General features: G+C 60.0%; 22 protein-coding genes and 1 pseudogene. 20 read left to right on the plus strand and 3 right to left on the minus strand.

Annotation, left to right across the window (positions count from 1 at the left end; all coding sequences use genetic code 11):
• The first annotated feature begins 53 nt into the window (after positions 1-53).
• Together BN1189_RS10905 and BN1189_RS10910 are read left to right on the plus strand one after the other, a co-directional pair.
• Entirely contained in the window at positions 54-692 is a 639-nt protein-coding gene (locus BN1189_RS10905) for an O-methyltransferase (RefSeq protein ID WP_040228029.1), read from the plus strand.
• Positions 693-812: 120 nt separating this feature from the next.
• A complete protein-coding gene (locus tag BN1189_RS10910) occupies positions 813-2,060 on the plus strand; it encodes an erythromycin esterase family protein (RefSeq protein WP_040228030.1) in 1,248 nt (415 codons plus the stop codon).
• A gap of 51 nt (positions 2,061-2,111) precedes the next feature.
• Here the strand turns inward: BN1189_RS10910 and BN1189_RS10915 are convergent, their stop codons facing one another.
• Positions 2,112-3,806 (minus strand): Rqc2 family fibronectin-binding protein, encoded by a 1,695-nt coding sequence (locus tag BN1189_RS10915; RefSeq protein ID WP_040228032.1) that lies wholly within the window; start codon positions 3,804-3,806, stop codon positions 2,112-2,114.
• A gap of 151 nt (positions 3,807-3,957) precedes the next feature.
• Here BN1189_RS10915 and gmk point away from each other — a divergent pair, with 151 nt between their 5' ends.
• The 12 genes from gmk to BN1189_RS10975 all read left to right on the plus strand — a co-directional run bounded on the left by gmk (position 3,958) and on the right by BN1189_RS10975 (position 16,530).
• Positions 3,958-4,575 (plus strand): guanylate kinase, encoded by a 618-nt coding sequence (gene gmk / locus BN1189_RS10920; RefSeq protein WP_040228033.1) that lies wholly within the window; start codon positions 3,958-3,960, stop codon positions 4,573-4,575.
• A 10-nt stretch (positions 4,576-4,585) separates the two neighbouring features.
• Positions 4,586-4,810: a DNA-directed RNA polymerase subunit omega gene (rpoZ, locus tag BN1189_RS10925; RefSeq protein ID WP_040228068.1), complete on the plus strand. Its 225-nt coding sequence runs from the start codon at positions 4,586-4,588 to the stop codon at positions 4,808-4,810.
• A 71-nt stretch (positions 4,811-4,881) separates the two neighbouring features.
• Positions 4,882-6,099, plus strand: coding sequence for a bifunctional phosphopantothenoylcysteine decarboxylase/phosphopantothenate--cysteine ligase CoaBC (gene coaBC / locus BN1189_RS10930; RefSeq protein WP_040228035.1), 1,218 nt, complete (start codon positions 4,882-4,884; stop codon positions 6,097-6,099).
• Positions 6,089-8,497 carry a primosomal protein N' gene (priA, locus tag BN1189_RS10935; RefSeq protein ID WP_040228036.1) on the plus strand — a complete coding sequence of 803 codons (2,409 nt, stop codon included), beginning with the start codon at positions 6,089-6,091 and terminating at the stop codon, positions 8,495-8,497. Before coaBC ends, priA begins: the two co-directional genes overlap by 11 nt.
• Before the next feature lie 31 nt (positions 8,498-8,528).
• Positions 8,529-9,029 (plus strand): peptide deformylase, encoded by a 501-nt coding sequence (gene def / locus BN1189_RS10940; RefSeq protein WP_040228038.1) that lies wholly within the window; start codon positions 8,529-8,531, stop codon positions 9,027-9,029.
• Complete coding sequence (fmt, locus tag BN1189_RS10945; protein WP_040228040.1) at positions 9,026-9,967, plus strand: methionyl-tRNA formyltransferase; 942 nt, start codon at positions 9,026-9,028, stop codon at positions 9,965-9,967. The genes def and fmt overlap by 4 nt, the downstream gene beginning before the upstream one ends.
• On the plus strand, positions 9,964-11,316 hold the full coding sequence (rsmB, locus tag BN1189_RS10950) for a 16S rRNA (cytosine(967)-C(5))-methyltransferase RsmB (protein ID WP_040228043.1): 1,353 nt from the start codon (positions 9,964-9,966) through the stop codon (positions 11,314-11,316). Before fmt ends, rsmB begins: the two co-directional genes overlap by 4 nt.
• A gap of 65 nt (positions 11,317-11,381) precedes the next feature.
• Positions 11,382-12,113: a Stp1/IreP family PP2C-type Ser/Thr phosphatase gene (locus BN1189_RS10955; RefSeq protein WP_179860948.1), complete on the plus strand. Its 732-nt coding sequence runs from the start codon at positions 11,382-11,384 to the stop codon at positions 12,111-12,113.
• On the plus strand, positions 12,110-14,074 hold the full coding sequence (gene pknB / locus BN1189_RS10960; protein WP_040228045.1) for a Stk1 family PASTA domain-containing Ser/Thr kinase: 1,965 nt from the start codon (positions 12,110-12,112) through the stop codon (positions 14,072-14,074). The genes BN1189_RS10955 and pknB overlap by 4 nt, the downstream gene beginning before the upstream one ends.
• Before the next feature lie 253 nt (positions 14,075-14,327).
• The gene (rsgA, locus tag BN1189_RS10965; protein ID WP_040228046.1) at positions 14,328-15,215 is read left to right on the plus strand and encodes a ribosome small subunit-dependent GTPase A; all 888 of its coding nucleotides are present in this window, start codon (positions 14,328-14,330) and stop codon (positions 15,213-15,215) included.
• The gene (gene rpe, locus BN1189_RS10970) at positions 15,212-15,877 is read left to right on the plus strand and encodes a ribulose-phosphate 3-epimerase (protein ID WP_040228049.1); all 666 of its coding nucleotides are present in this window, start codon (positions 15,212-15,214) and stop codon (positions 15,875-15,877) included. The genes rsgA and rpe overlap by 4 nt, the downstream gene beginning before the upstream one ends.
• The gene (locus BN1189_RS10975) at positions 15,874-16,530 is read left to right on the plus strand and encodes a thiamine diphosphokinase (protein WP_040228051.1); all 657 of its coding nucleotides are present in this window, start codon (positions 15,874-15,876) and stop codon (positions 16,528-16,530) included. The genes rpe and BN1189_RS10975 overlap by 4 nt, the downstream gene beginning before the upstream one ends.
• 191 nt (positions 16,531-16,721) lie before the next feature.
• Here BN1189_RS10975 and rpmB (BN1189_RS10985) read toward each other — a convergent pair whose 3' ends face one another.
• A complete protein-coding gene (gene rpmB / locus BN1189_RS10985) occupies positions 16,722-16,910 on the minus strand; it encodes a 50S ribosomal protein L28 (RefSeq protein WP_040228054.1) in 189 nt (62 codons plus the stop codon).
• A 221-nt stretch (positions 16,911-17,131) separates the two neighbouring features.
• Between rpmB (BN1189_RS10985) and BN1189_RS10990 the strand changes: the two are divergent.
• Together BN1189_RS10990 and BN1189_RS16830 are read left to right on the plus strand one after the other, a co-directional pair.
• A pseudogene (locus BN1189_RS10990) lies at positions 17,132-17,377 on the plus strand (Asp23/Gls24 family envelope stress response protein); the annotation flags it as partial.
• Complete coding sequence (locus BN1189_RS16830) at positions 17,349-17,642, plus strand: hypothetical protein (RefSeq protein WP_052455821.1); 294 nt, start codon at positions 17,349-17,351, stop codon at positions 17,640-17,642. The pseudogene BN1189_RS10990 and the gene BN1189_RS16830, both read left to right, overlap by 29 nt.
• A gap of 191 nt (positions 17,643-17,833) precedes the next feature.
• Here BN1189_RS16830 and rpmB (BN1189_RS11005) read toward each other — a convergent pair whose 3' ends face one another.
• Positions 17,834-18,022 (minus strand): 50S ribosomal protein L28, encoded by a 189-nt coding sequence (rpmB, locus tag BN1189_RS11005; RefSeq protein WP_040228054.1) that lies wholly within the window; start codon positions 18,020-18,022, stop codon positions 17,834-17,836.
• A 221-nt stretch (positions 18,023-18,243) separates the two neighbouring features.
• Between rpmB (BN1189_RS11005) and BN1189_RS11010 the strand changes: the two genes are divergently transcribed.
• The 4 genes from BN1189_RS11010 to sdaAA form a co-directional block, all read left to right on the plus strand.
• Entirely contained in the window at positions 18,244-18,606 is a 363-nt protein-coding gene (locus BN1189_RS11010) for an Asp23/Gls24 family envelope stress response protein (RefSeq protein ID WP_040228057.1), read from the plus strand.
• Between the two features lie 19 nt (positions 18,607-18,625).
• A complete protein-coding gene (locus tag BN1189_RS11015) occupies positions 18,626-20,290 on the plus strand; it encodes a DAK2 domain-containing protein (RefSeq protein WP_040228059.1) in 1,665 nt (554 codons plus the stop codon).
• A gap of 140 nt (positions 20,291-20,430) precedes the next feature.
• The gene (sdaAB, locus tag BN1189_RS11020; protein WP_040228061.1) at positions 20,431-21,093 is read left to right on the plus strand and encodes an L-serine ammonia-lyase, iron-sulfur-dependent subunit beta; all 663 of its coding nucleotides are present in this window, start codon (positions 20,431-20,433) and stop codon (positions 21,091-21,093) included.
• Between the two features lie 18 nt (positions 21,094-21,111).
• On the plus strand, positions 21,112-21,682 hold a 571-nt coding region (gene sdaAA, locus BN1189_RS11025), incomplete at its 3' end, for an L-serine ammonia-lyase, iron-sulfur-dependent, subunit alpha (protein ID WP_040228063.1).

The following is a 21,682-nucleotide window of genomic DNA, read 5'->3' on the forward strand; positions in this document are numbered from 1 at the left end:
CAATGTATACTCGATGAAACTGAGGAAAAGCAGCAGACGAAAGGGGACGGAAAATGAAGAAGATCAATGAATATGTTGATGAGGTGTTCGGCGGTCATGACCCGGTCCTGGAGGAGGTCCGGGAATCCATCCGGAAAAACGGCATGCCGTCCATTTCCGTGTCGCCGTCTTCGGGAAGGCTCCTGACGATGCTCGTGCAGATCTCCGGCGCCCGAAAGATCCTTGAAATCGGTGCGCTCGGCGGCTACAGCGGCATCTGTCTCGCGCGCGGATTCGGCAGCGGAGGCCGTCTCACTTCACTGGAACTGAAGGAAGAATACGCGGAGCTGGCCGGGCGGAACCTGGAGCGGGCGGGGTTCGGCGGACAAGTCGGCTATATGACCGGCCCGGCGCTCGAGAGCCTCCGGGAGCTCGCCGATAAAGGGGAGCGGTTTGACTTCTTTTTCATCGACGCCGACAAAGAGAGCTACCATGATTATCTTGAGGCGTGCATCCGCATCGCGAAACCGGGCGCCCTGATCGTCGCGGACAATGTGCTCGCGAGGGGCAGTGTCGCCGATCCGGATTCGGAACAACGGCGGTACACAGAGACGATGCGGACGTTCAACAAAAAAGTCGCCGCTCATCTCCGCCTCGAATCCACCCTGATTCCGACCGGCGACGGGCTGACTCTTTCCCGGGTGAAAGGCTGAAATGAATGAAGCGCACGTCCGGCGGCCTCGCCGCGGCCCGGTACGCCTTTGTTTTCCCGGCCCTCCGGTTTCCGGCCGCCTTTTGCGGGAAAGCTGAGGAGTGAAGGGAAGTGAACAGCGGTGTCAAAAAAGCTGTTGAAGGCCATCCGGGAACACGCCATGCCGCTCGGCGGACAGTCGATGGACCGGCTGGTGGAAGCGGCCGGGGATGCGCGGGTTGTGCTGCTTGGTGAGGCGTCGCACGGGACGTCCGAATTTTATGCAACCCGCGCGGAGCTCTCAAAGCGACTGATCTTAGAAAAAGGCTTCTCGATCATCGCGGTCGAAGGGGACTGGCCGTCCGCGCAGGAAGTGAACCGTTTCGTAAAAGGACGCGGGCCGATCCGCTCCGCCGAAGACATGCTCACGGATTCATTCCGCCGCTGGCCGACTTGGATGTGGGCAAACCGGGAAGTCGGACGGTTCGCGGAGTGGCTGAAGGCGGAAAATGAAAAAAGGGCCGAAAGCCGGCAAGTCGGGTTCTACGGCATCGATCTGTACAGCCTGTATGAATCCATCGATGAAGTGCTCGGATTCCTGCAGGAAAATCCCGCCTACGGGACCGATCTGGAATTGGCGCGAAAGGCATTCTCTTGTTTCGAGCCGTACAACAGGATGCCCGAGCACTACGCCCTGTCGACCGCACGCTTCACGGATGAATGCATTTCCGAAGTGAGTGACCTGCTCACGTCCATCCGCACAAGGGAAAAGCAGTTCGACGGCGATGAAGAGCAGGACCTGGATCTGAAAATGAACGCGCTCGTCGCCAAAAATGCGGAAACGTATTACCGGACGATAATGCTGGACGATGCGGGATCCTGGAACATCCGAGACACCCACATGACGGAAGCCATCGGAGAGCTGCTCGACTACCACGGCGAAGAAGCCAAAATCATCGTCTGGGAACACAACACGCATATCGGCGACGCATCGGAAACGTCCATGGCGAACGACGGGATGATCAACGTCGGCCAGCTCATCCGGGAGCGGTACGGAAAAGACGGGACATTCGCCGTCGGGTTCGGGACATACGAAGGCACGGTCATCGCCGCGGAAAACTGGGGGGACCTGTGGGAGCGGATGACCGTCCCGCCCGCAAAGCTCAGGACGTGGGAAGGCCAGCTGCAGGGGGCCGTCGGCGAAGACCTGGTTCTCCTGTTCAACGAAGAAAACCGGGGGCTGTTTTCTGAATGGACCGGCCACCGTGCCATCGGCGTCGTCTACAACCCCGAATTCGAAGCTTACGGCAACTTCGTCTCGTCCAGAGTCGGCAGGCGCTACGACGCCTTCATCTTCTTCTCGCAATCCACCGCTCTCGACCCGTACTGATCCAAAAGAAAAAACGCTCCGCTCCAAATAATATGGAGGCGGAACGTTTTTTCACTTCCTCAGCTTCTTCACAAGATCCTCGTCCGGATCCGCAAACACGGTCTTCTGTTCAAAATAAATGACGAACCCCGGCTTGGCGCCGTTCGGCTTCTTCACTTGCCGGACCTCGGTGTAGTCGACGGGCACGGAGGAAGATTCCCGGGCCTTGCTGAACCAGGCGGCGAGCGATGCCGCCTCCCGGATCGTTTCCTCGTCCGGATCCTGGGAATGGATGACGACGTGTGATCCCGGGATGTCCTTCGTGTGAAGCCATGTGTCGTGGCGGCCGGCGAGCTTGAATGTCAGATAGTCGTTCTGCTTGTTGTTTTTCCCGACCGAGATCGGGATGCCGCTTGAAGACACGAACTTCTCGGGAGCGGGCTTCGTGTCTTTCTTGCGCTTGCCGGCCTTGCGCGCTTTCATGTAGCCGAGTTCAGCAAGCTCGTCGCGGATGTCTTCGATGTCGGACGCCGAAGCCTGGACGACCTGCTGGAGGAGCCCTTCGAAATAAGCGATGTCCTCTTCGGTCTGCTTCAGCTGCTCGGCGATCTTCACGAGCGCATGCTTCGCTTTATTGTAACGGGAATAATATTTCTGGGCGTTCTCCGAAGGGGTGAGCCGCGGGTCGAGCGGGATGTCGACCGTCGCGCCTTCTTCGTCATAGTAATTGACCGCGCTCAGGGAGGCATCGCCTTTTTCGATCCGGTACAGATTCGCCGTGACGAGTTCGCCGAACAGCTGGTGGCGGTCCAGACGGCCGGCCTGCTCCTGTTCGGCCCGGAGTTTGGTTGTTTTATTGCGGAGTTTGGAGATTTCGTTCAGGAGCCATCTCTCCAGGTCGCCGGCCTGCTGCTTTACCCGGTCCCGTTCCGCCTTCGTGTGATAAACCTTGTCCAGCAGGGTGGACAGCGAAGGGAACCGGCGGACTTCACCGGAAAGATGCAGCAGTTCATTTGCCGAGAAGAACGTCTTCCCGCCCGCCGTGCACAAGTTCGGGCAGTCGCCGCCCTTTTGGAAATCACCGATAAAGGACCGGTACACGGCCAGCTTCTTCGCCGGCTCCGCACCGGCAGTCCGGAACAGGAGCTCGGCCGCGTTCAGCGGCGAGAACCCGGCGATCCGGCGCACGACGGCATTTACGGTTTCCGCCTCTTCCAGCACGGCCAGCAGTTCGGCGTCCGCCGCCCCGGCCGGATCCAATTTGTCCTGTGGCGGTGCCGGGACGAACGGCTGTCCGGGCAGGACCGTCCGGTAGCTGTTCACCGACGGCGGGAGGTGTTTCATGCTGTCGAGAATCACGTTGCGGGCCGGGTCGGTCAGGATCAGGTTGCTGTGCCGCCCCATGATCTCGATATGGATCTCCCGCTCGGTGTCGTCCCCGATCTCATCGCGGCCCCTGACGGAAATCGTGATGATCCGGTCCGCGCCAGGCTGCCGGATCCCCGTGATGACGCCGCCTTCCAGGTGTTTGCGCAGGAACATGCAGAACGTCGGAGGCTGCGGCGGGTTGTCGACCGGCTCGTCCGTAAGCTGGATCCGTGAATAGGAAGGGTGGATCGAGACGAGCAGCCGGTGATTCGTGCGTCCCGCCCTCACCGTAAAGAGGAGCTCCTGCTGGTTCGGCTGCTGCACCTTCGAGATGCGCCCGCCGATCAGTTGCCGGAGTTCCGCTGTCATTGCCATTGTAAATAAACCATCGAATGCCATAGTCAAGCCTCTTTCATCGCGTTTGTTTCCATTTTAGCATCCGCCGGCATGAATATGGTATAATTGCTCTATCAACGACTACATTCCCGCAGCTCCGGAACGCGATCCGGAGCGTCAGGCGGACAACGAATTGAAGAGGGATCAACCGTTTATGAAAAAAGGACGCGGCCTGCTCATCGTCCTGTCGGGGCCATCGGGCGTCGGCAAAGGCACGGTGCGCAAAGAACTGTTTTCACAGCCGGATACGAACTACGAATACTCGATTTCGATGACGACCCGCAAGCCGAGGGAAGGGGAAGTGGACGGCAAGGACTACTTCTTCAAGGACCGCGGCGAGTTCGAGCGGCTGATCGGCGAAGGGAAGCTCCTCGAGCACGCCGAGTATGTCGGCAACTATTACGGAACCCCGCTCGACTACGTCAACGAGACGCTGGACGCGGGGCGTGACGTCTTCCTGGAGATCGAAGTCGTCGGGGCGGCGAAAGTCCGGGAAAAGATGCCCGACGGCGTCTTCATTTTCCTGGCGCCGCCGGACCTGTCCGAACTCGAGCACCGGCTCATCGGGCGGGGGACCGAAACCGACGATGTCATCCGGTCCAGGGTGCAGAAGGCCAGGGAAGAGCTCGACATGATGCATCTGTACGACTATGTCGTGGAGAACGACGAAGTGAACCGTGCCTGCGACCGCATCAACGCGATCATCACGGCGGAGCACTGCCGGCGTTCCCGTGTGGAGAAACGCTACAAACTTATGCTGGAGGGAGAATGACCCAATGACAATGCTGTATCCGTCGATTGACTCACTGAAACGCCAGATTGATTCCAAATATACGCTCGTGAGCCTCGCATCGAAGCGGGCCCGCGAACTGCAGGAAAAGAACAACACCCTGCTCGGTGATTATGAATCCGAGAAGTTTGTCGGCATGGCACTCGAGGAAGTGGCCGCCGGCGTCCTCACAAAGGAAGTCGCCGACGCCGACGTCCGGTACGAAGACGAGATGTGAAATAGTGAATCTGAAAACTCCCGGAGAATCTTCGTTCTTTGGGAGTTTTCATTCGGAAAGGAAGTTTCGCAATGCTGAATAACAAGAAGATCCTCGTCTGTGTCACCGGCGGGATCGCCGTCTATAAAGCGGTCGCGCTCGTCAGCAGGCTCTCCCAGGCGGGAGCGGATGTGAAAGTGATCATGAGCGAGTCGGCGACCCGGTTCGTCAATCCGCTTTCTTTCCAGGTCATGTCCCGGAACGATGTCTATCTGGACACGTTCGACGAAAAGGACCCGCGGGTCGTCGCCCATATCGACCTGGCCGACTGGGCCGATCTGGTGATCATCGCGCCTGCGACCGCAAACGTGATCGGCAAGCTGGCAAACGGCATCGCGGACGACATGGTGACGACAACACTGCTCGCCGTCGAGACGGATGTCTGGATCGCGCCGGCGATGAACGTCCATATGTACGCCCATCCGGCCGTCATGCGCAACATCGACCGGCTCCACAGGGACGGCTTCCGTTTCATCGAGCCGTCCGAGGGATTCCTCGCCTGCGGGTATGTCGGGAAGGGCCGGCTTGAGGAGCCGGACCGGATCGTGGAACTGGCCGCACTGCACTTCGCCGGAGCGAAGACGCGGGAACCCCGGCTGCTGGAAGGGAAGAAAGTGATCGTGACGGCGGGTCCGACACGGGAGCGGATCGATCCGGTCCGCTACATCTCGAACTTTTCAAGCGGCAAGATGGGCTACGCAATGGCGGAAGCCGCAGCCGCGCTCGGGGCCGAAACCGTGCTCGTGACGGGACCGGTCGACTTGGAAACTCCCGCGGGCGTGCGGGTCGTCCGGGTCGAAAGTGCCGGGGAAATGCTGGACGCCGTGCTGGGCGAATATGAAACCGCCGATGCGGTCGTCAAGGCGGCAGCGGTCGCGGACTACCGGCCGAAAGAAGTCCATCCGGGGAAGATGAAAAAGCGGGAGGGGGACTCGGTCATCGAGCTGGAGCGGACAACCGATATCCTGAAGACGCTCGGCGAGCGGAAGGGGCATCAGTGCCTCATCGGCTTTGCCGCCGAGACGGACCGGGTCGAAGAGTATGCGATGGGAAAACTCGAACGGAAAAACCTCGACTTCATCATCGCCAATGACGTCACCGATCCCGGCGGCGGATTCGGCAGCGAGACGAACGTCGTGACGCTGTACGGCAGGGACGGAACAGCGGAGGCGTTTCCGGCGACGGAGAAAAAGGAACTCGCCTTCCGGCTGCTCGAGCGGATCTTCGGGGGTGCACCGAATGATCGCTGAAGTGATCACCGACGTATCCGCACACCCCGTGGACCGGCCGTTCGACTATGTGGTGCCGGACCGGATGGCTGCGGTCATCGAGCGCGGCGCGCGGGTGAAAGTCCCGTTCGGAAACCGGAAAGTGCTCGGCTTCGTCACCGGCCTGAAAGAAGAAAGCGAACTGGATCCCGGCCGTCTCCGTCCGATCGACGAGCTGCTGGACCCGGAGCCGGTGCTGACGCCCGAAATGCTGGATCTGGCGGACTGGATGCGCGAATCGACGCTCTGCTTCGAAATCGACGCCCTCCAGTCGATGCTGCCGTCCGCACTCCGGGCGAAATATGAAAAGTCCATCCATGTCGTCGAGCCGGAGAGGCTTCCGGAAGAAGCGGCAAGGGTGATCCGGACGAGAAGGGCGGTCCCGCTGAAGGAGTTCCCCGATGCGATGCTGCCCCTGCTCAAGCGGCTTGCCGCGGACGGCATCCTCTCGATCGAGACGGCGGTCCGCCAGAACACCGGCATCAAGCGTGAGCGGGTCCTGAAAATCAGCGGACCCGAAGTCCTTTCCGGCATCCGGGCGGGCATCAAGAAAGGCGCCCACCGCCAGATGGCGCTCATCGACTGGTTCCTGGCACACGCGGGGGAGACCGTCCCTTCAAGGGATGTCATGGAACTGACCGGAACGACGCGGGCGACCGTGAAGGCGCTCGAGGAAAAAGGGGCGGCGGTTGAAACCGCCGTGGAAGTGTACCGCAAACCCGATGTCGGCCTGATGACCGAAGCCGGCGGCGATTCGTTCGCCCTCACTTCCGAACAGAAAGAGGCGGTCGGCCGGATTGCGGAGTCGGCCGATGCCGGCCGGGAAGAGACGTTCCTGCTGCACGGCATCACGGGGAGCGGGAAGACGGAAGTGTACATGCAGGTGATCCGCCGGGTCCTCGACCAAGGCAAAGAAGCGATCGTCCTCGTCCCCGAAATTTCCCTCACCCCACAGATCACCTCGAGATTCAAAAAGCGGTTCGGCCCGCTCGTCGCGGTCATGCACAGCGGGCTTTCGCCCGGCGAGAAATACGACGAGTGGCGGAGGATCCAGCGCGGCGAAGTGAAGGTCGTCGTCGGCGCGCGTTCCGCGGTGTTCGCGCCGTTCACGAACCTCGGAGTGATCATTCTCGATGAAGAGCACGAATCAAGCTACAAACAGGAAGACAGCCCGCGCTACCATGCCCGGGACGTGGCCATCCGCCGTGCGGAGATGCACGGCTGCCCGGTCATCCTCGGGAGTGCGACCCCTTCGCTGGAGTCCTATGCGCGCGCCCACAAAGGGGTCTACACGCTGCTGACGCTCTCTGAGCGGGCCAAGCAGATGCCGCTCCCGGAAGTCCGGGTCGTCGACATGCGGGAAGAACTGAAAAACGGCAACCGGTCGATGTTTTCGGTCGAGCTGGCCGAGGCGATCCGGGACCGGCTGGAAAAGGGCGAGCAGACCGTGCTGTTCCTGAACCGGCGGGGCTATTCGTCATTTGTGCTCTGCCGGGACTGCGGAACGGCGGTCCAGTGCCCGAACTGCGACATCTCGCTCACGTACCACCGGGCGACCGAACGTCTGCAGTGCCATTACTGCGGCCACGAGGAGCCGGTGCCGCTCACCTGTCCGGAATGCGGGAGCGAGCACATCCGCTTTTTCGGGACCGGCACCCAGAAAGTGCAGGAGGAACTGCACCGGCTGTTCCCGGAAGCCAGAGTGCTGCGGATGGATGTCGACACGACGCGCCAGAAAGGCTCCCATGAAAAACTGCTCCGGCAGTTCGGGGACGGGGAGGCCGATATCCTGCTCGGCACCCAGATGATCGCGAAGGGTCTCGATTTCCCGAACATCACGCTCGTCGGCGTGCTGTCGGCCGATACGATGCTCCGGCTGTCTGATTTCCGGGCGGCGGAAAAGACGTTCCAGCTCCTCACCCAGGTGAGCGGGCGCGCGGGCCGGCATGAAAAGGAAGGGCTCGTGTACATCCAGACATATGCCCCCGAGCACTACGCCGTCGAGCTGTCGAAAGACCAGGCGTACGAGCCGTTCTACGGGATCGAGATGGCCAACCGGAAACGCTTTTCCTATCCGCCCTTCTATTACATCACGCTGATCCGGTTTTCCCACGAAGATCTCCTGACCGTCTCGGACACGGCGGAAAAGGCGGTTTCCTGGCTCTCCGGAAAGCTCGGCCCCGACACGGCCATCATCGGACCGACGGCTTCGGAAGTGGCCCGGGTGAACAATAGATATCGCTATCAATGTCTGATAAAATACAAAAAAGAACCGAAGCTGGCCGGGGTCCTCACCGATCTGGTGAAGATCTACCGGAACAACTGGATGAAGAGCGGGCTCCTCATGTCGATCGACATGAACCCGTCCTCCATCTCTTGAGAAACCGGCAGATGGAAATGAGGAATCACAGATGACAATCCGGAAAATCGTCGAACACCCGTCACCGATCCTGAGCAATCCGTGCAGGCCGGTGACAGACTTTGGGAAAGAGCTCCAGACGCTGCTTGATGACATGTATGAAACGATGCTGGAGGCGGATGGGATCGGAATCGCCGCGCCCCAAGTGGGTGAAGGGATCCGTGCGGCCATCGTCGATCTCGGGGAAGGCCAGGATCCGATCTGGCTGATCAACCCGGAAGTCGTGGCGACCGGCGGGGCGGACACCGACATCGAGGGCTGCCTGAGCTTCCCCGGCCTTTACGGCGAAGTGGAGCGCCCGTTCCACGTGAAGGTGCACGCACAGGAGAGGGACGGCAGCTGGTATGAGCTCGAAGCGGAAGATTATGAGGCCCGGGCGATCCTGCATGAGATCGATCATCTGGACGGCGTCCTGTTCGATTCGAAGATCACCCGGATCGTGACGGAGGAAGAACTGGAAGAAATGGCGGAGGAAGAGGAGGAGCGGATATGACGAGCATCGTCTTCATGGGAACGCCCGGCTTTTCGGTCCCCGTCCTCCGCATGCTGAAAGAAGAGGGATATGACATCCTGGCGGTGGTCACGCAGCCGGACCGGCCGGTCGGACGGAAGCGGGTGCTCACCCCGCCGCCGGTGAAGGAGGAGGCGGTCCGCCTCGGCCTTCCCGTGCTCCAGCCGGAAAAGCTGAGGGGCTCGGAGGAACTGGAGAAGGTCCTGTCGATGAAGCCCGACCTCGTCGTGACCGCCGCCTACGGGCAGATTCTGCCGAAGGAACTGCTGGACGCGCCGGCGCTCGGCTGCCTGAACGTCCACGCCTCGCTGCTTCCGGACTACCGGGGCGGCGCACCGATCCACCAGGCGATCATCGACGGACGACGGGAGTCCGGTGTGACGATCATGTATATGGCGGAAAAACTCGATGCCGGCGATATCATTTCACAAGTGCGGGTCCCGATCGGCAACGACGAGGACACGGGCGAATTGTTCGACCGGCTGTCCGAAGCGGGCACGGATCTCTTGAAGGAGACGCTCCCGTCCGTCATTGCGGGGACGAATGACCGGATTCCGCAGGATCATGAAAAGGCGACATTCGCCGGCAACATCACCCGGGAACAGGAGAAGATCGACTGGACGAAGCCGGCCGTCTCCGTGCATAACCAGATCCGCGGCCTCCGTCCCTGGCCGGGCGCTTTTACCGAATACGACGGAAAAACGATGAAAATCTGGCGTTCCGAGACCGCTTCAGGGAAGGAAGGGGCGGCACCCGGCACGGTCATCTCGCTGAAGGACGGCAAGATCTCCGTCCAGGCCGGCGACGGGCAAGCCGTCAGCATCACCGAGCTCCAGCCTTCGGGCAAGAAGCGGATGGATGCGGCGGGCTTCCTGAACGGTGCCGGTGCAGCGCTTTCGGAAGGGGACCTGTTCGGATGAGCCGCAGCAGGCAGAAAAGATGGGAAGGGAATGTCCGGGACGCTGCGCTCGGCATCCTGCTCGCCGTCAGCCGCGACCAGGCCTACAGCAACCTGCTCCTCCACCGGACGATCGAAGACTACAAGCTGGACGAGAAAGACCGGGGGCTTTTGACCGAGCTGACGTACGGTACGCTCCAGCACCGGATGACGCTTGATTACTATCTTGAGCCGTTCATCCGCGGCAAAGTGGACGACTGGGTGAGGGAGCTGCTCAGGCTGTCCGTCTACCAGCTCGTCTACCTGGAACGGATCCCGGATCACGCCGTCGTGAACGAAGCCGTGGAGATCGCCAAGCGGCGCGGCCACAAGGGGGTCGCGTCCATGGTGAACGGGATCCTGCGTTCCGTCATCCGCGAAGGGGTCCGCAACGCAGGGGAGATCCGGGACTGGGCAACACGGACCGCAATCCTGACAAGCCATCCGGAATGGCTCATCCGCCGCTGGGCAGATCAGTACGGCCGGGAAGAGGCCGAACGGATGGCGGCCGCGAACAATGAGCCGCCGGTCCAGACCGTCCGGGTGAACCGCACGAAAACGACGGCGGCCGGCGCGCTGGAAGCCCTCCATTCGGAAGGATTCAAAGCCGAACAGAGTCCCGTCGTCGCGGACGCCATCCGGATCAGCGGGGGCAACGCGGCGAGGAGCCGGGCGTTCAGGGAAGGCCTCGTCACGATCCAGGACGAGAGCTCCATGCTGCCGGCGCTCGCGCTCGGCGCAGAACCGGGCATGCGGGTGCTCGACATGTGCGCGGCACCCGGCGGCAAAACGACCCACATTGCGGAGCTCATGGATGACCGGGGCGAAGTGTGGGCCTACGACCTTCATCCGCACAAGGTGAAGCTCGTCGAGGAGAATGCAAAACGGCTCGGGCTCGGCAACATCCGGACGGGCGCGGCGGACAGCCGCAGCCTGTCCGGCAAGGAGGAGCCGGCATCGTTTGACCGGATCCTCGTCGACGCGCCGTGCAGCGGTCTCGGCGTGATCCGCAGAAAGCCGGACATCAAGTACTCGAAATCCGAAACGGACATCGCAGGGCTTCCGGACATCCAGGCGAGCCTGCTCGCCGAGGCCCGCCGCCTGCTCAAACCCGGCGGCGTCCTCGTCTACAGCACCTGTACGGTGGACAAGGAAGAAAACCGGGACACGGCGGAACGATTCCTGGAATCGTTCCCGGACATGGAGCGGATGAGCATTGAGAAAATGCTCCGGGAAGGCCTCCGCTATGAGGACGGCATGCTTCAAGTATTGCCGCAGGACTTCGGAGGCGACGGGTTCTTTGTCGCCGCATTCAGAAAACGAACGGAATGATCCGCCGGCGCCTGCCGGGGAAGCGGGGGATTCACTTGGAATATGCAGTCCGAACACATATAGGAATGAAACGAAAGATCAACGAAGACCATTCGGCCGTTTTCACAAAAGAGGACGGCCGTTTTCTGCTTGCGGTCGTCGCCGACGGGATGGGCGGCCATAAAGGCGGAGACACGGCGAGCCGGATGGCGGTCGAGGGCATGATCAGGCAGTTCGAGGAAGCGGATTCCGTCTCGCTGTCCACCCACGAAGGAAGGGCCGAGTGGCTGACCGGGACGGCGGACGCCCTGAACCGCGAATTGTACGAGCACTCGATCGAGAACGAGGAATGCAGGGGAATGGGCACGACCCTTGAGGCGGCCGTCATTTCCGGCAGGGATGTCACGGTCTGCCACCTCGGGGACAGCCGGACCTACCTGATCCGCAGGGAAGGGGCGGTCCGGCTGACGAAAGACCATTCCCTCGTCAATCTGCTGCTTGAAAACGGAGAGATCACGGAGGAAGAGGCGCTGCACCATCCGAAGCGCAATGTCATCATGAAAGCGCTCGGAACCGACGCCGAAACGGAACCGGACATCATCCCGGCTGAACTGGCACAAGGCGCGGCGATCCTCATCTGTTCCGACGGGCTGAGCAACAAGCTGTCGGACCGGGAAATCTCCGATGCCGTCCTGGCCGCCGGCACCGCGGGCGAACGGGCGGATTCGCTCATCGGATCGGCAAATGAGCGCGGAGGGGAAGACAATATCTCGGTGATCCTCATCGATAACGGGATCCGGGAGGAGGACTGCCGATGATCGGAAAGCGGATCAGCGGGCGCTACGAAGTCCTCGGCCTTCTCGGGGGCGGCGGCATGTCCACCGTCTACCTGGCCAGGGACATGATCCTGGACCGTCCCGTCGCGATCAAAATCCTCCGCTACGACCTGGCGGATGAGGAAGAGCTCAGGAAGAGGTTCCACCGCGAAGCGCTCTCCGCCACGAGCCTGATCCATCCGAATATCGTGAACATCTACGATGTCGGGGAGGACGGCGATCTCCATTACCTCGTCATGGAATACGTCGAGGGCCGGACGCTCAAGGAATACATCCAGGAAAAGGCACCGCTCCCTGCGGCCCGCGCGGTCGATATCATGATGCAGCTTTGCTCGGGCATCTCCGCCGCCCATCTGCACGGCATCGTCCACCGGGACATCAAGCCCCAGAATATTTTGATGGACCTGGACGGGAACGTGAAGCTGACCGACTTCGGCATCGCCATGGCGCTCTCCGCCACGGCGCTCACCCGCACGAACTCGGTCATGGGGACGGTCCATTATCTGTCGCCGGAACAGGCGAGGGGCGGGATTGCGACGAAGCGGTCCGACCTTTATTCGCTCGGCATCGTGCTTTACGAAATGCTGGCGGGCAAGCTCCCGTTCTCGGGAGAGTCGCCGGTCTCGATTGCGCTGAAGCACCTCCAGGAGGACACGCCGCGGATCCGGGACGAACGGCCGGACGTGCCGCAAAGCCTGGAGAATGTGATCCTGAAGGCGACCGCCAAGGATCCGGCCCACCGGTACGCTTCCGCAGACGACATGCTGCGGGATCTCCGGACGGTCCTGTCACCGGAACGGGCCGACGAAGCGCTGTTCCAGCCGCCGCCGCCCGACGACGATGCCACGAAGGCGATGCCCGTCATCCGGGATTTCCAGCCTGCACAGGCAGCGGATGCCCGAACGCCGGAAACCGCGCCGGAACCAAAACCGGCCGCCGACCCTGTACCTGCGGGAAAACCCGATAAGAAAAAACCGAAAAAGAAGAGGAAAAAGTGGCCGTGGCTTCTTGCCGGGACGCTGATCCTGGCCGCACTCCTCGCCGTCCTGCTTTATCTGCTCGGCGTGTTCGGTCCGAAACAGGCGCCCGTGCCGGAAGTTGCCGGGAAGTCGGTGGAGGAAGCGACCGCCCTCATCCGCGATGCCGGATTCAGGATCGGGGAGCAGTCCGAGGAAAACTCCCCTGACATCGAGGAAGGTTCAGTCATCCGGACTTCTCCGGACGAAGGCACCACCCAGGATCTCGAAACCGAAATCGATCTGGTCGTCAGCGCCGGCGAGGAGCCGGTCGAACTGACCGACTTCACCGGACGCGACATCGAATCGATCGAGGAGATCATCGAGGGGTACGGGTTTGAAAAAGTACGGAGAGAAGAAGCGTTTTCCGACGAGCCGGAAGGGACCGTCATCGGACAGGAACCGGAAGCCGGCGAGGAAATCGTGCCGTCCAAGACCGAACTCGTCCTCACCGTGAGCAAAGGCGTGGAAACGATCGAGACGAAGGATCTTTCGGGCTTTGACGAGGAACAGCTGAACGACTACGCCCGGACATCCGGCTTCAATATCCGGATCACGGGAGAGCGCCCGTCCGATTCGGTGGAGGCCGGCCAGGTCATTTCCCAGGAGCCGAAGGCGGGCGCCCGGCTCGACAGAGGGGCGACGATCAAAGTCATCCTGTCGAAAGGGCCGGAGGCGTCACCGGTGAAAACCTTCATCCAGGGGGTCACCATCCCGTACGAACCTGATGAGGAAGGCGCGGAACAAACGGTGAACATCTACGTCAAAGACCTCAGCCACAACTTCGACAAACCGGCTGAAACATTCACGATCAAGGAAGACACGACAAAACGCATCCGGATGGAAATCAGGCAGGGCGGAAGCGCCGAGTACCGCATCGAACGCGACGGCCGAGTCATCGCCGAAGAAACCATCCCGTATGAATGACAGCCGGGTATATAGATTACCTTTTGATTGCTCACGCGGAGGTTTTATTCTGCGGTTGCTTGTAGTGGAAGCACTCGACTCCTGCGGGAACAGCGCGAGCTGAAAGCCCCGCAGGAACGCAGTGACGAGGAGATTGAGGCCGTGCCCGCGGAAAGCGAGTGCTGGAACGAAAAGCAATAGTTATGAAATCTCACTTTAAGCGAGTACAAAACTCAACTTCTATACCATGAACCAAGAAAGGGAAGGTGACAGTTTGGAGAACGGACAGATCCGGAAGGCACTGAGCGGGTTTTATTACGTATACGACAATGGCCGGCTCGTCCGCGGCAGGGGGAGGGGCGTCTTCCGCAACCGGGGCGTGACCCCGCTCGTCGGCGACTTCGTCGACTATGAAGTGAACGGGGACAATGACGCGGTGATCGTCAACATCCATGAACGGAAAAACGAGCTCGTGCGGCCTCCGATCTCGAATGTGGATCAGGCGCTCCTTGTCTTCTCGATGAAGGAGCCCGACTTCTCCCCGAGACTGCTGAACCGCTTCCTGGCCATCATCGAATCCTACGGGGTGGAGCCCGTCATCTGCCTGACAAAAGCTGATCTGCTTGACGGGAAAGACGCGGAACGGCTCCGTCCGTACGTCGACTATTACAGGAAGATCGGCTATCCGGTGATCGAAACCCATATGGGGGACGAAAAGGTGACCGAGACGCTCCTCCCGCTGCTCGAAGGCAAGACGACCGTCCTGACCGGCCAGTCGGGCGTCGGCAAGTCGACGCTCCTGAACTCGCTCATGCCCGACCTGGACCTGAAGACCGACGAAATTTCGGATGCCCTCGGGCGCGGCAGGCACACGACGCGCCACGTTGAACTCATCGAATACGGCGGCGGGCTCGTCGCCGACACGCCGGGCTTCAGCTCCCTCGATTTCGACCATCTGGAGAAAGAGGACCTGACCCATTGCTTCATCGAATTTGCGGAGCTGGCCGAGCACTGCAAGTTCAGGGGCTGCCTGCATCTGAAAGAACCGAAATGCGCAGTGAAGGCCGCAGTCGAAAAGGGTGATGCCGCCCGTTTCCGCTACGATGACTACGTGCTGTTCCTGCAGGAAATCATTGACCGAAAGCCGAGGTATCCATCATGACCAAAATCGCACCATCCATCCTGTCCGCCGACTTTTCGAAACTGGGCGAAGAAGTGAAGGAAGTCGAGCGCGCAGGCGCCGATTATATCCATGTCGACGTCATGGACGGCCATTTCGTCCCGAACATCACGCTCGGACCGCTCGTCGTCCGGGCGCTCCGGCCGGTGACGGACCTGCCGCTCGACGTCCATCTCATGATTGAGAATCCCGACCGCTATATCGGCGAATTTGCCGATGCCGGGGCCGACATCATCACGGTCCATGCCGAGGCTTGCCCGCATCTGCACCGGACCGTCCAGCTCATCAAGTCCCACGGGGTGAAGGCGGGCGTTGTGCTGAACCCGCATACGCCGGTGGAAGTGCTCGACTATGTAATCGATGATCTCGACATGGTGCTCCTCATGACCGTCAACCCGGGATTCGGCGGCCAATCGTTCATCCGGTCGGTGATTCCGAAAATCGAGCGGACCGCGGCCCTCATCCGCGAGCGCGGACTCGACACTGAAATCGAAGTGGACGGGGGCGTCACGGAAGAGACCGCAGCAGAATGCGCACGCGCGGGAGCCGGGGTGTTCGTCGCCGGTTCCGCCATCTTCGGGAAGGAAGACCGGGCCTCCGCCCTTCAGGGAATCCGGAATGCAGCCGCGGCCGCACTCCAATGATCCCGGAGACGGTCATCGTGGCGGGCGGACCTGATTTCGGCCTGCCGGATCTCGCAGGCCTTGCCGTGTCCGGCGCGGAATTCATCGGCGCGGACCGCGGCGCGCTCCGGCTCATCCGGGCGGGGATCCGGCCGGCGCTGGCAATCGGGGACTTCGACTCCGTGACTCCCGGTGAACGGGAAGAAATCCGGGCCGCTTCGGACCGGTTCGTCCAGGTTCCGGCGGAAAAGGACGAAACCGACACCGAGCTCGCGCTTCTCGAGGCCGCCGCCCGCCCGGCCCGCCGGATCACGCTGACAGGTGTGACGGGCGGGAGGCTGGACCATGCCCAGTCCGCCCTGCATGCCGTCTTCAGGCTGCAGAGCGAACACCCGGACACCGGGTTTCGAATCCTGGACCGGACGAATGAACTCCGGTTCCTCCTGCCCGGCACGAGCAAAATTAAAAAATCCGGAGAACGGCCGTACGTCTCCTTCTTCGCCTTCGGAGGGGAAGTGGAGGGGATGGACCTCGCCGGATTCAAATATGACGTGACAGGCGGCCGGCTCTTGCCGGGGACGACGATGTATACGAGCAACGAGCTGCTTTCGGAGGTCTGTACTATCTCATTCCAGACAGGCATATGTTTGATGATAAGAAGCACCGATGCCTGAAAGGAGCGGAAAAAAATGAGAGTGTACACATTCCGGCTGCCCAAAATGGTGAGCAGCGTTGCCAGAAGATGCATACAGCTATTCCACAGGGAAGAGAGCAATGCGGCCGCGACCGCCAAGAAAAAACGCAAACGAAAAATGCCGGGCTGACGTCATGTCAGCCCGGCATTTTTTTAGTTTATCAGAACAGGTCACACACGCTCGACTTTGCCGGATTTAAGAGCACGGGCGGATACCCATACGCGCTTCGGTTTGCCGTCGACCATGATGCGCACTTTCTGGAGGTTGGCCCCCCATGTGCGGCGGTTGGCGTTCATAGCGTGGGAGCGCTTGTTGCCGGCAGTGGCTTTGCGTCCTGTCACTACACATTTCTTAGACATATGTTTCCCTCCTCTTCGGTGAAGATGAAGACGGTGCTTCGTTGCGTCATCTCACATACTAAAATAATTTATCACAAAGAAGGGGCTGTTGCAACCTGAAATGAACCGATATCAAGAAAAAAACCTTTACAGGAGAAGCCGACTGCCGGAGTGCGTCTTTTCTATTCAAGGCCGGTATAGTACAATGACGGTAGTCAATTTGGACTTGAGGAGGCGTTACCATGTCGATCGGATTGAAAAATGAATTCGGCAAAATTGAAATCTCGAATGATGTGATTGCCCAGGCAGCCGGCGGCGCAGCCGTCGAATGCTATGGAATCGTCGGAATGGCGTCCAGGCACCAGATCCGCGACGGCCTGACCGACATCCTCCGGAAAGAGACCTTCACAAAGGGCGTCATCGTCCGCAATGTCGGGGATGACCTCCATATCGATATGTATGTCATCATCGNCGGACACCGGGTTTCGAATCCTGGACCGGACGAATGAACTCCGGTTCCTCCTGCCCGGCACGAGCAAAATTAAAAAATCCGGAGAACGGCCGTACGTCTCCTTCTTCGCCTTCGGAGGGGAAGTGGAGGGGATGGACCTCGCCGGATTCAAATATGACGTGACAGGCGGCCGGCTCTTGCCGGGGACGACGATGTATACGAGCAACGAGCTGCTTTCGGAGGTCTGTACTATCTCATTCCAGACAGGCATATGTTTGATGATAAGAAGCACCGATGCCTGAAAGGAGCGGAAAAAAATGAGAGTGTACACATTCCGGCTGCCCAAAATGGTGAGCAGCGTTGCCAGAAGATGCATACAGCTATTCCACAGGGAAGAGAGCAATGCGGCCGCGACCGCCAAGAAAAAACGCAAACGAAAAATGCCGGGCTGACGTCATGTCAGCCCGGCATTTTTTTAGTTTATCAGAACAGGTCACACACGCTCGACTTTGCCGGATTTAAGAGCACGGGCGGATACCCATACGCGCTTCGGTTTGCCGTCGACCATGATGCGCACTTTCTGGAGGTTGGCCCCCCATGTGCGGCGGTTGGCGTTCATAGCGTGGGAGCGCTTGTTGCCGGCAGTGGCTTTGCGTCCTGTCACTACACATTTCTTAGACATATGTTTCCCTCCTCTTCGGTGAAGATGAAGACGGTGCTTCGTTGCGTCATCTCACATACTAAAATAATTTATCACAAAGAAGGGGCTGTTGCAACCTGAAATGAACCGATATCAAGAAAAAAACCTTTACAGGAGAAGCCGACTGCCGGAGTGCGTCTTTTCTATTCAAGGCCGGTATAGTACAATGACGGTAGTCAATTTGGACTTGAGGAGGCGTTACCATGTCGATCGGATTGAAAAATGAATTCGGCAAAATTGAAATCTCGAATGATGTGATTGCCCAGGCAGCCGGCGGCGCAGCCGTCGAATGCTATGGAATCGTCGGAATGGCGTCCAGGCACCAGATCCGCGACGGCCTGACCGACATCCTCCGGAAAGAGACCTTCACAAAGGGCGTCATCGTCCGCAATGTCGGGGATGACCTCCATATCGATATGTATGTCATCATCGGCTACGGGACGAAGATCACCGAAGTCGCTTACCAGGTCCAGTCAAAAGTGAAATATACTTTGAGCAAACTGCTCGGGATGACGGTAGGCTCCGTCAACATTTTTGTCCAGGGAGTCCGCGTGACGAACCTGTAGAAGGAGGAAGCGAACGTTTATGAAAGAATTAGACGGACATCGATTTGCGGAAATGGTGAAGATGGGCTCCCTTCACTTGTCCGACAACGCCGATTACGTGGATTCGCTCAATGTATTCCCGGTGCCGGACGGCGATACGGGGACGAATATGAACTTGTCCATGACATCCGGAGCGAAAGAGACGGAGCGGGGGGAGAACCCGCATATCGGAAAAACGGCCCAGGCTCTTGCCAAAGGCCTGCTGATGGGCGCACGGGGAAATTCGGGCGTCATCCTTTCACAGCTGTTCCGCGGTTTCAGCAAAGCGATCGAACAGGAAGAAACGCTGGACGCCGGCACGTTTGCGGGCGCTTTCCAGGCCGGTGTCGACACGGCCTACAAAGCGGTCATGAAGCCGGTCGAAGGGACGATTCTTACCGTCGCCAAAGACGCCGCCGCCAAGGCGGTTGAAGCGGCGGAGACGGAGACGGACCTCATCAAGATCATGGAAGTGCTCACCGAAGAGTCAAAAGCTTCCCTGAAACGCACGCCGGATCTGCTGGCGGTCCTGAAGGAAGTCGGCGTCGTGGACAGCGGCGGCCAAGGGCTTGTATTCGTCTATGAAGGGTTCCTTGCTTCGATGAAGGGGGAAAAGCTTCCCGAGCGCACGATGGAGGCGTCGATGGACGAACTCGTCAGCGCCGAGCACCACCGGAGCGTCCAGGGCTTCATGGATACCGCCGACATCGAATATGGCTACTGCACGGAGTTCATGGTCAAATTCGAAGACGACAAGACGGAGGCCCATCCGTTCGACGAGCAGCAATTCCGCGAGGATCTGAGCGGGTACGGCGATTCCCTCCTCGTCATCTCGGACGATGAGATCGCCAAGGTACATATCCATTCCGAAGATCCGGGCGATGTCCTCACCTACGGACAGCGGTACGGCAGTCTGATCAACATCAAGATCGAGAATATGAGGCAGCAGCACACGGCGATCGTCGGGGAAGGGCACCGCGCCGATACGGGCCGGAAGCCGCATGCCGCCGTTCCGTATGCCGTCATCACGGTCTCGATGGGACCGGGGATCGCCGAGCTCTTCAAGAGCATCGGGGCGTCGGCTGTCATCGAGGGCGGCCAGACGATGAATCCGTCCACGGAAGACATCGTCCAGGCGATCCGGGAAATCGGGGCGGAGCGTGCGCTCATCCTCCCGAACAACAAGAACATCATCATGGCTGCCGAACAGGCCGCGGAAGTCGCCGGCATCGAAGCGGCCGTCGTTCCGACCAAAACCGTACCTCAGGGGCTCGCAGCCATACTCGCCTTCAATCCCGAAGTTTCCGTCGAGGAGAATGCCAAGTCGATGACATCGGCGTTCGCCCACGTCCGGACCGGCCAGGTGACGAATGCCGTCCGGGACACGACCATCGACGGCGTCGCCATACGAAAAGACGACTTCATGGCGATCGCCGAAGGAAAAATCGTCAAGTCGGACGCCTCCCTCGCAGACGTCACCCGCTCGCTGCTGGACGGTCTGATCGACGAGGAATCGGAGATCGTGACGATCCTGTACGGCACTGACGTCTCGCAGGACGAGGCGGAATCGCTTGCGGATTACGTCACCGGCCGCTATCCGGATTTGGAAGTGGAAGTCCATAACGGCAATCAGCCGCTGTATCCGTACATTCTATCTGTCGAATAAGTGACCGGCGCACCGAATCCCGGTGCGCCGTTCCTATGAAACAGGGAGAAAGCGCTCCCAAAAACGAACGTGTGTTTTGAGTCTGGAAGAGAATTCGTGTAAAATAAGGGATAGAGAGTCCCGAAGGAGGACGTTTATCGATGAAATTCAGGTCTGTGTTCGACATTATCGGCCCGGTCATGGTCGGGCCGTCATCATCCCACACGGCCGGCGCCGCACGCATCGGCTTGGTTGCCAGAAACCTGTTCGGCCGCCAGCCGGAATGGGCGGAGATCCGCCTGTACGGATCGTTCGCCGAAACGTACAAGGGGCATGGCACCGATGTCGCGATCGTCGGCGGGCTGCTCGGCTATGATACGGACGATGACCGGATCCGGACGGCATTCGAGGAGGCGGAGCGGAGCGGCATGCGTTTTGAGTTCATTCCCGAAGAGGAAGAGCCCGATCATCCGAACACCGCCACGCTCCGGATCGGGGACAAGGACGGGGAAATGCAGCTGACGGGCATCTCGATCGGCGGAGGCAAGATGGAAGTGACCGAACTGAACGGCTTCCCGCTCCGCCTCACCGGCCATTACCCCGCCCTCCTGATCGTCCATCATGACCGGCCGGGCGTCATCGCCGCGGTTTCCAATGCACTTGCGGCGGACGGGATCAACATTGCGCACATGGAATGCGGGCGCAAGGAAAAAGGCGAGATGGCGCTCATGGTCATCGAAGTCGACCAGATCATCGATGACGGCATGATCCGGCTCATTTCGGATCTGGACAACGTGACGCAAGTTTCCATTCTTGCAGACTAATATGAAGGGGGAATCCCGTTGGATATTTTATTTTCTTCGGTAAAGGAACTGATCGTCCTGGCGGAGGAGACCGGCAAGCCGATCTCTGAGATCATGATCGAGCAGGAGATGCAGATCACGAAACGCACGAGGGAGCAGGTGGTCGCCCAGATGGAACGCAATCTGCAGGTGATGGAAGAAGCGGTCGAAAAGGGCCTCCGGGGCGTCCATTCCACATCCGGCCTCACGGGCGGCGATGCGGTCCTGTTGCAAAACTATATGAAGACCGGGAAATCCCTGTCCGGTGACCTGCTGCTGGACGCTGTTTCCAAGGCGGTCGCCACGAACGAGGTGAACGCCGCGATGGGCATGATCTGTGCGACTCCGACCGCGGGTGCGGCCGGGATCGTGCCCGGAACGCTGTTCGCAGTGAAGGACAAGCTCAATCCGACCCGTGAACAGATGATCAACTTCCTGTTCACTTCCGGCGCTTTCGGCTTTGTCGTCGCCAACAATGCGTCGATCTCCGGAGCGGCGGGCGGCTGCCAGGCGGAGACCGGATCGGCCGCTTCGATGGCGGCCGCGGCGATCGTCGAAATGGCGGGCGGAA

This window comes from Bhargavaea cecembensis (assembly GCF_000826125.2).
In the GTDB taxonomy this organism is placed as follows: domain Bacteria; phylum Bacillota; class Bacilli; order Bacillales_A; family Planococcaceae; genus Bhargavaea; species Bhargavaea cecembensis_B.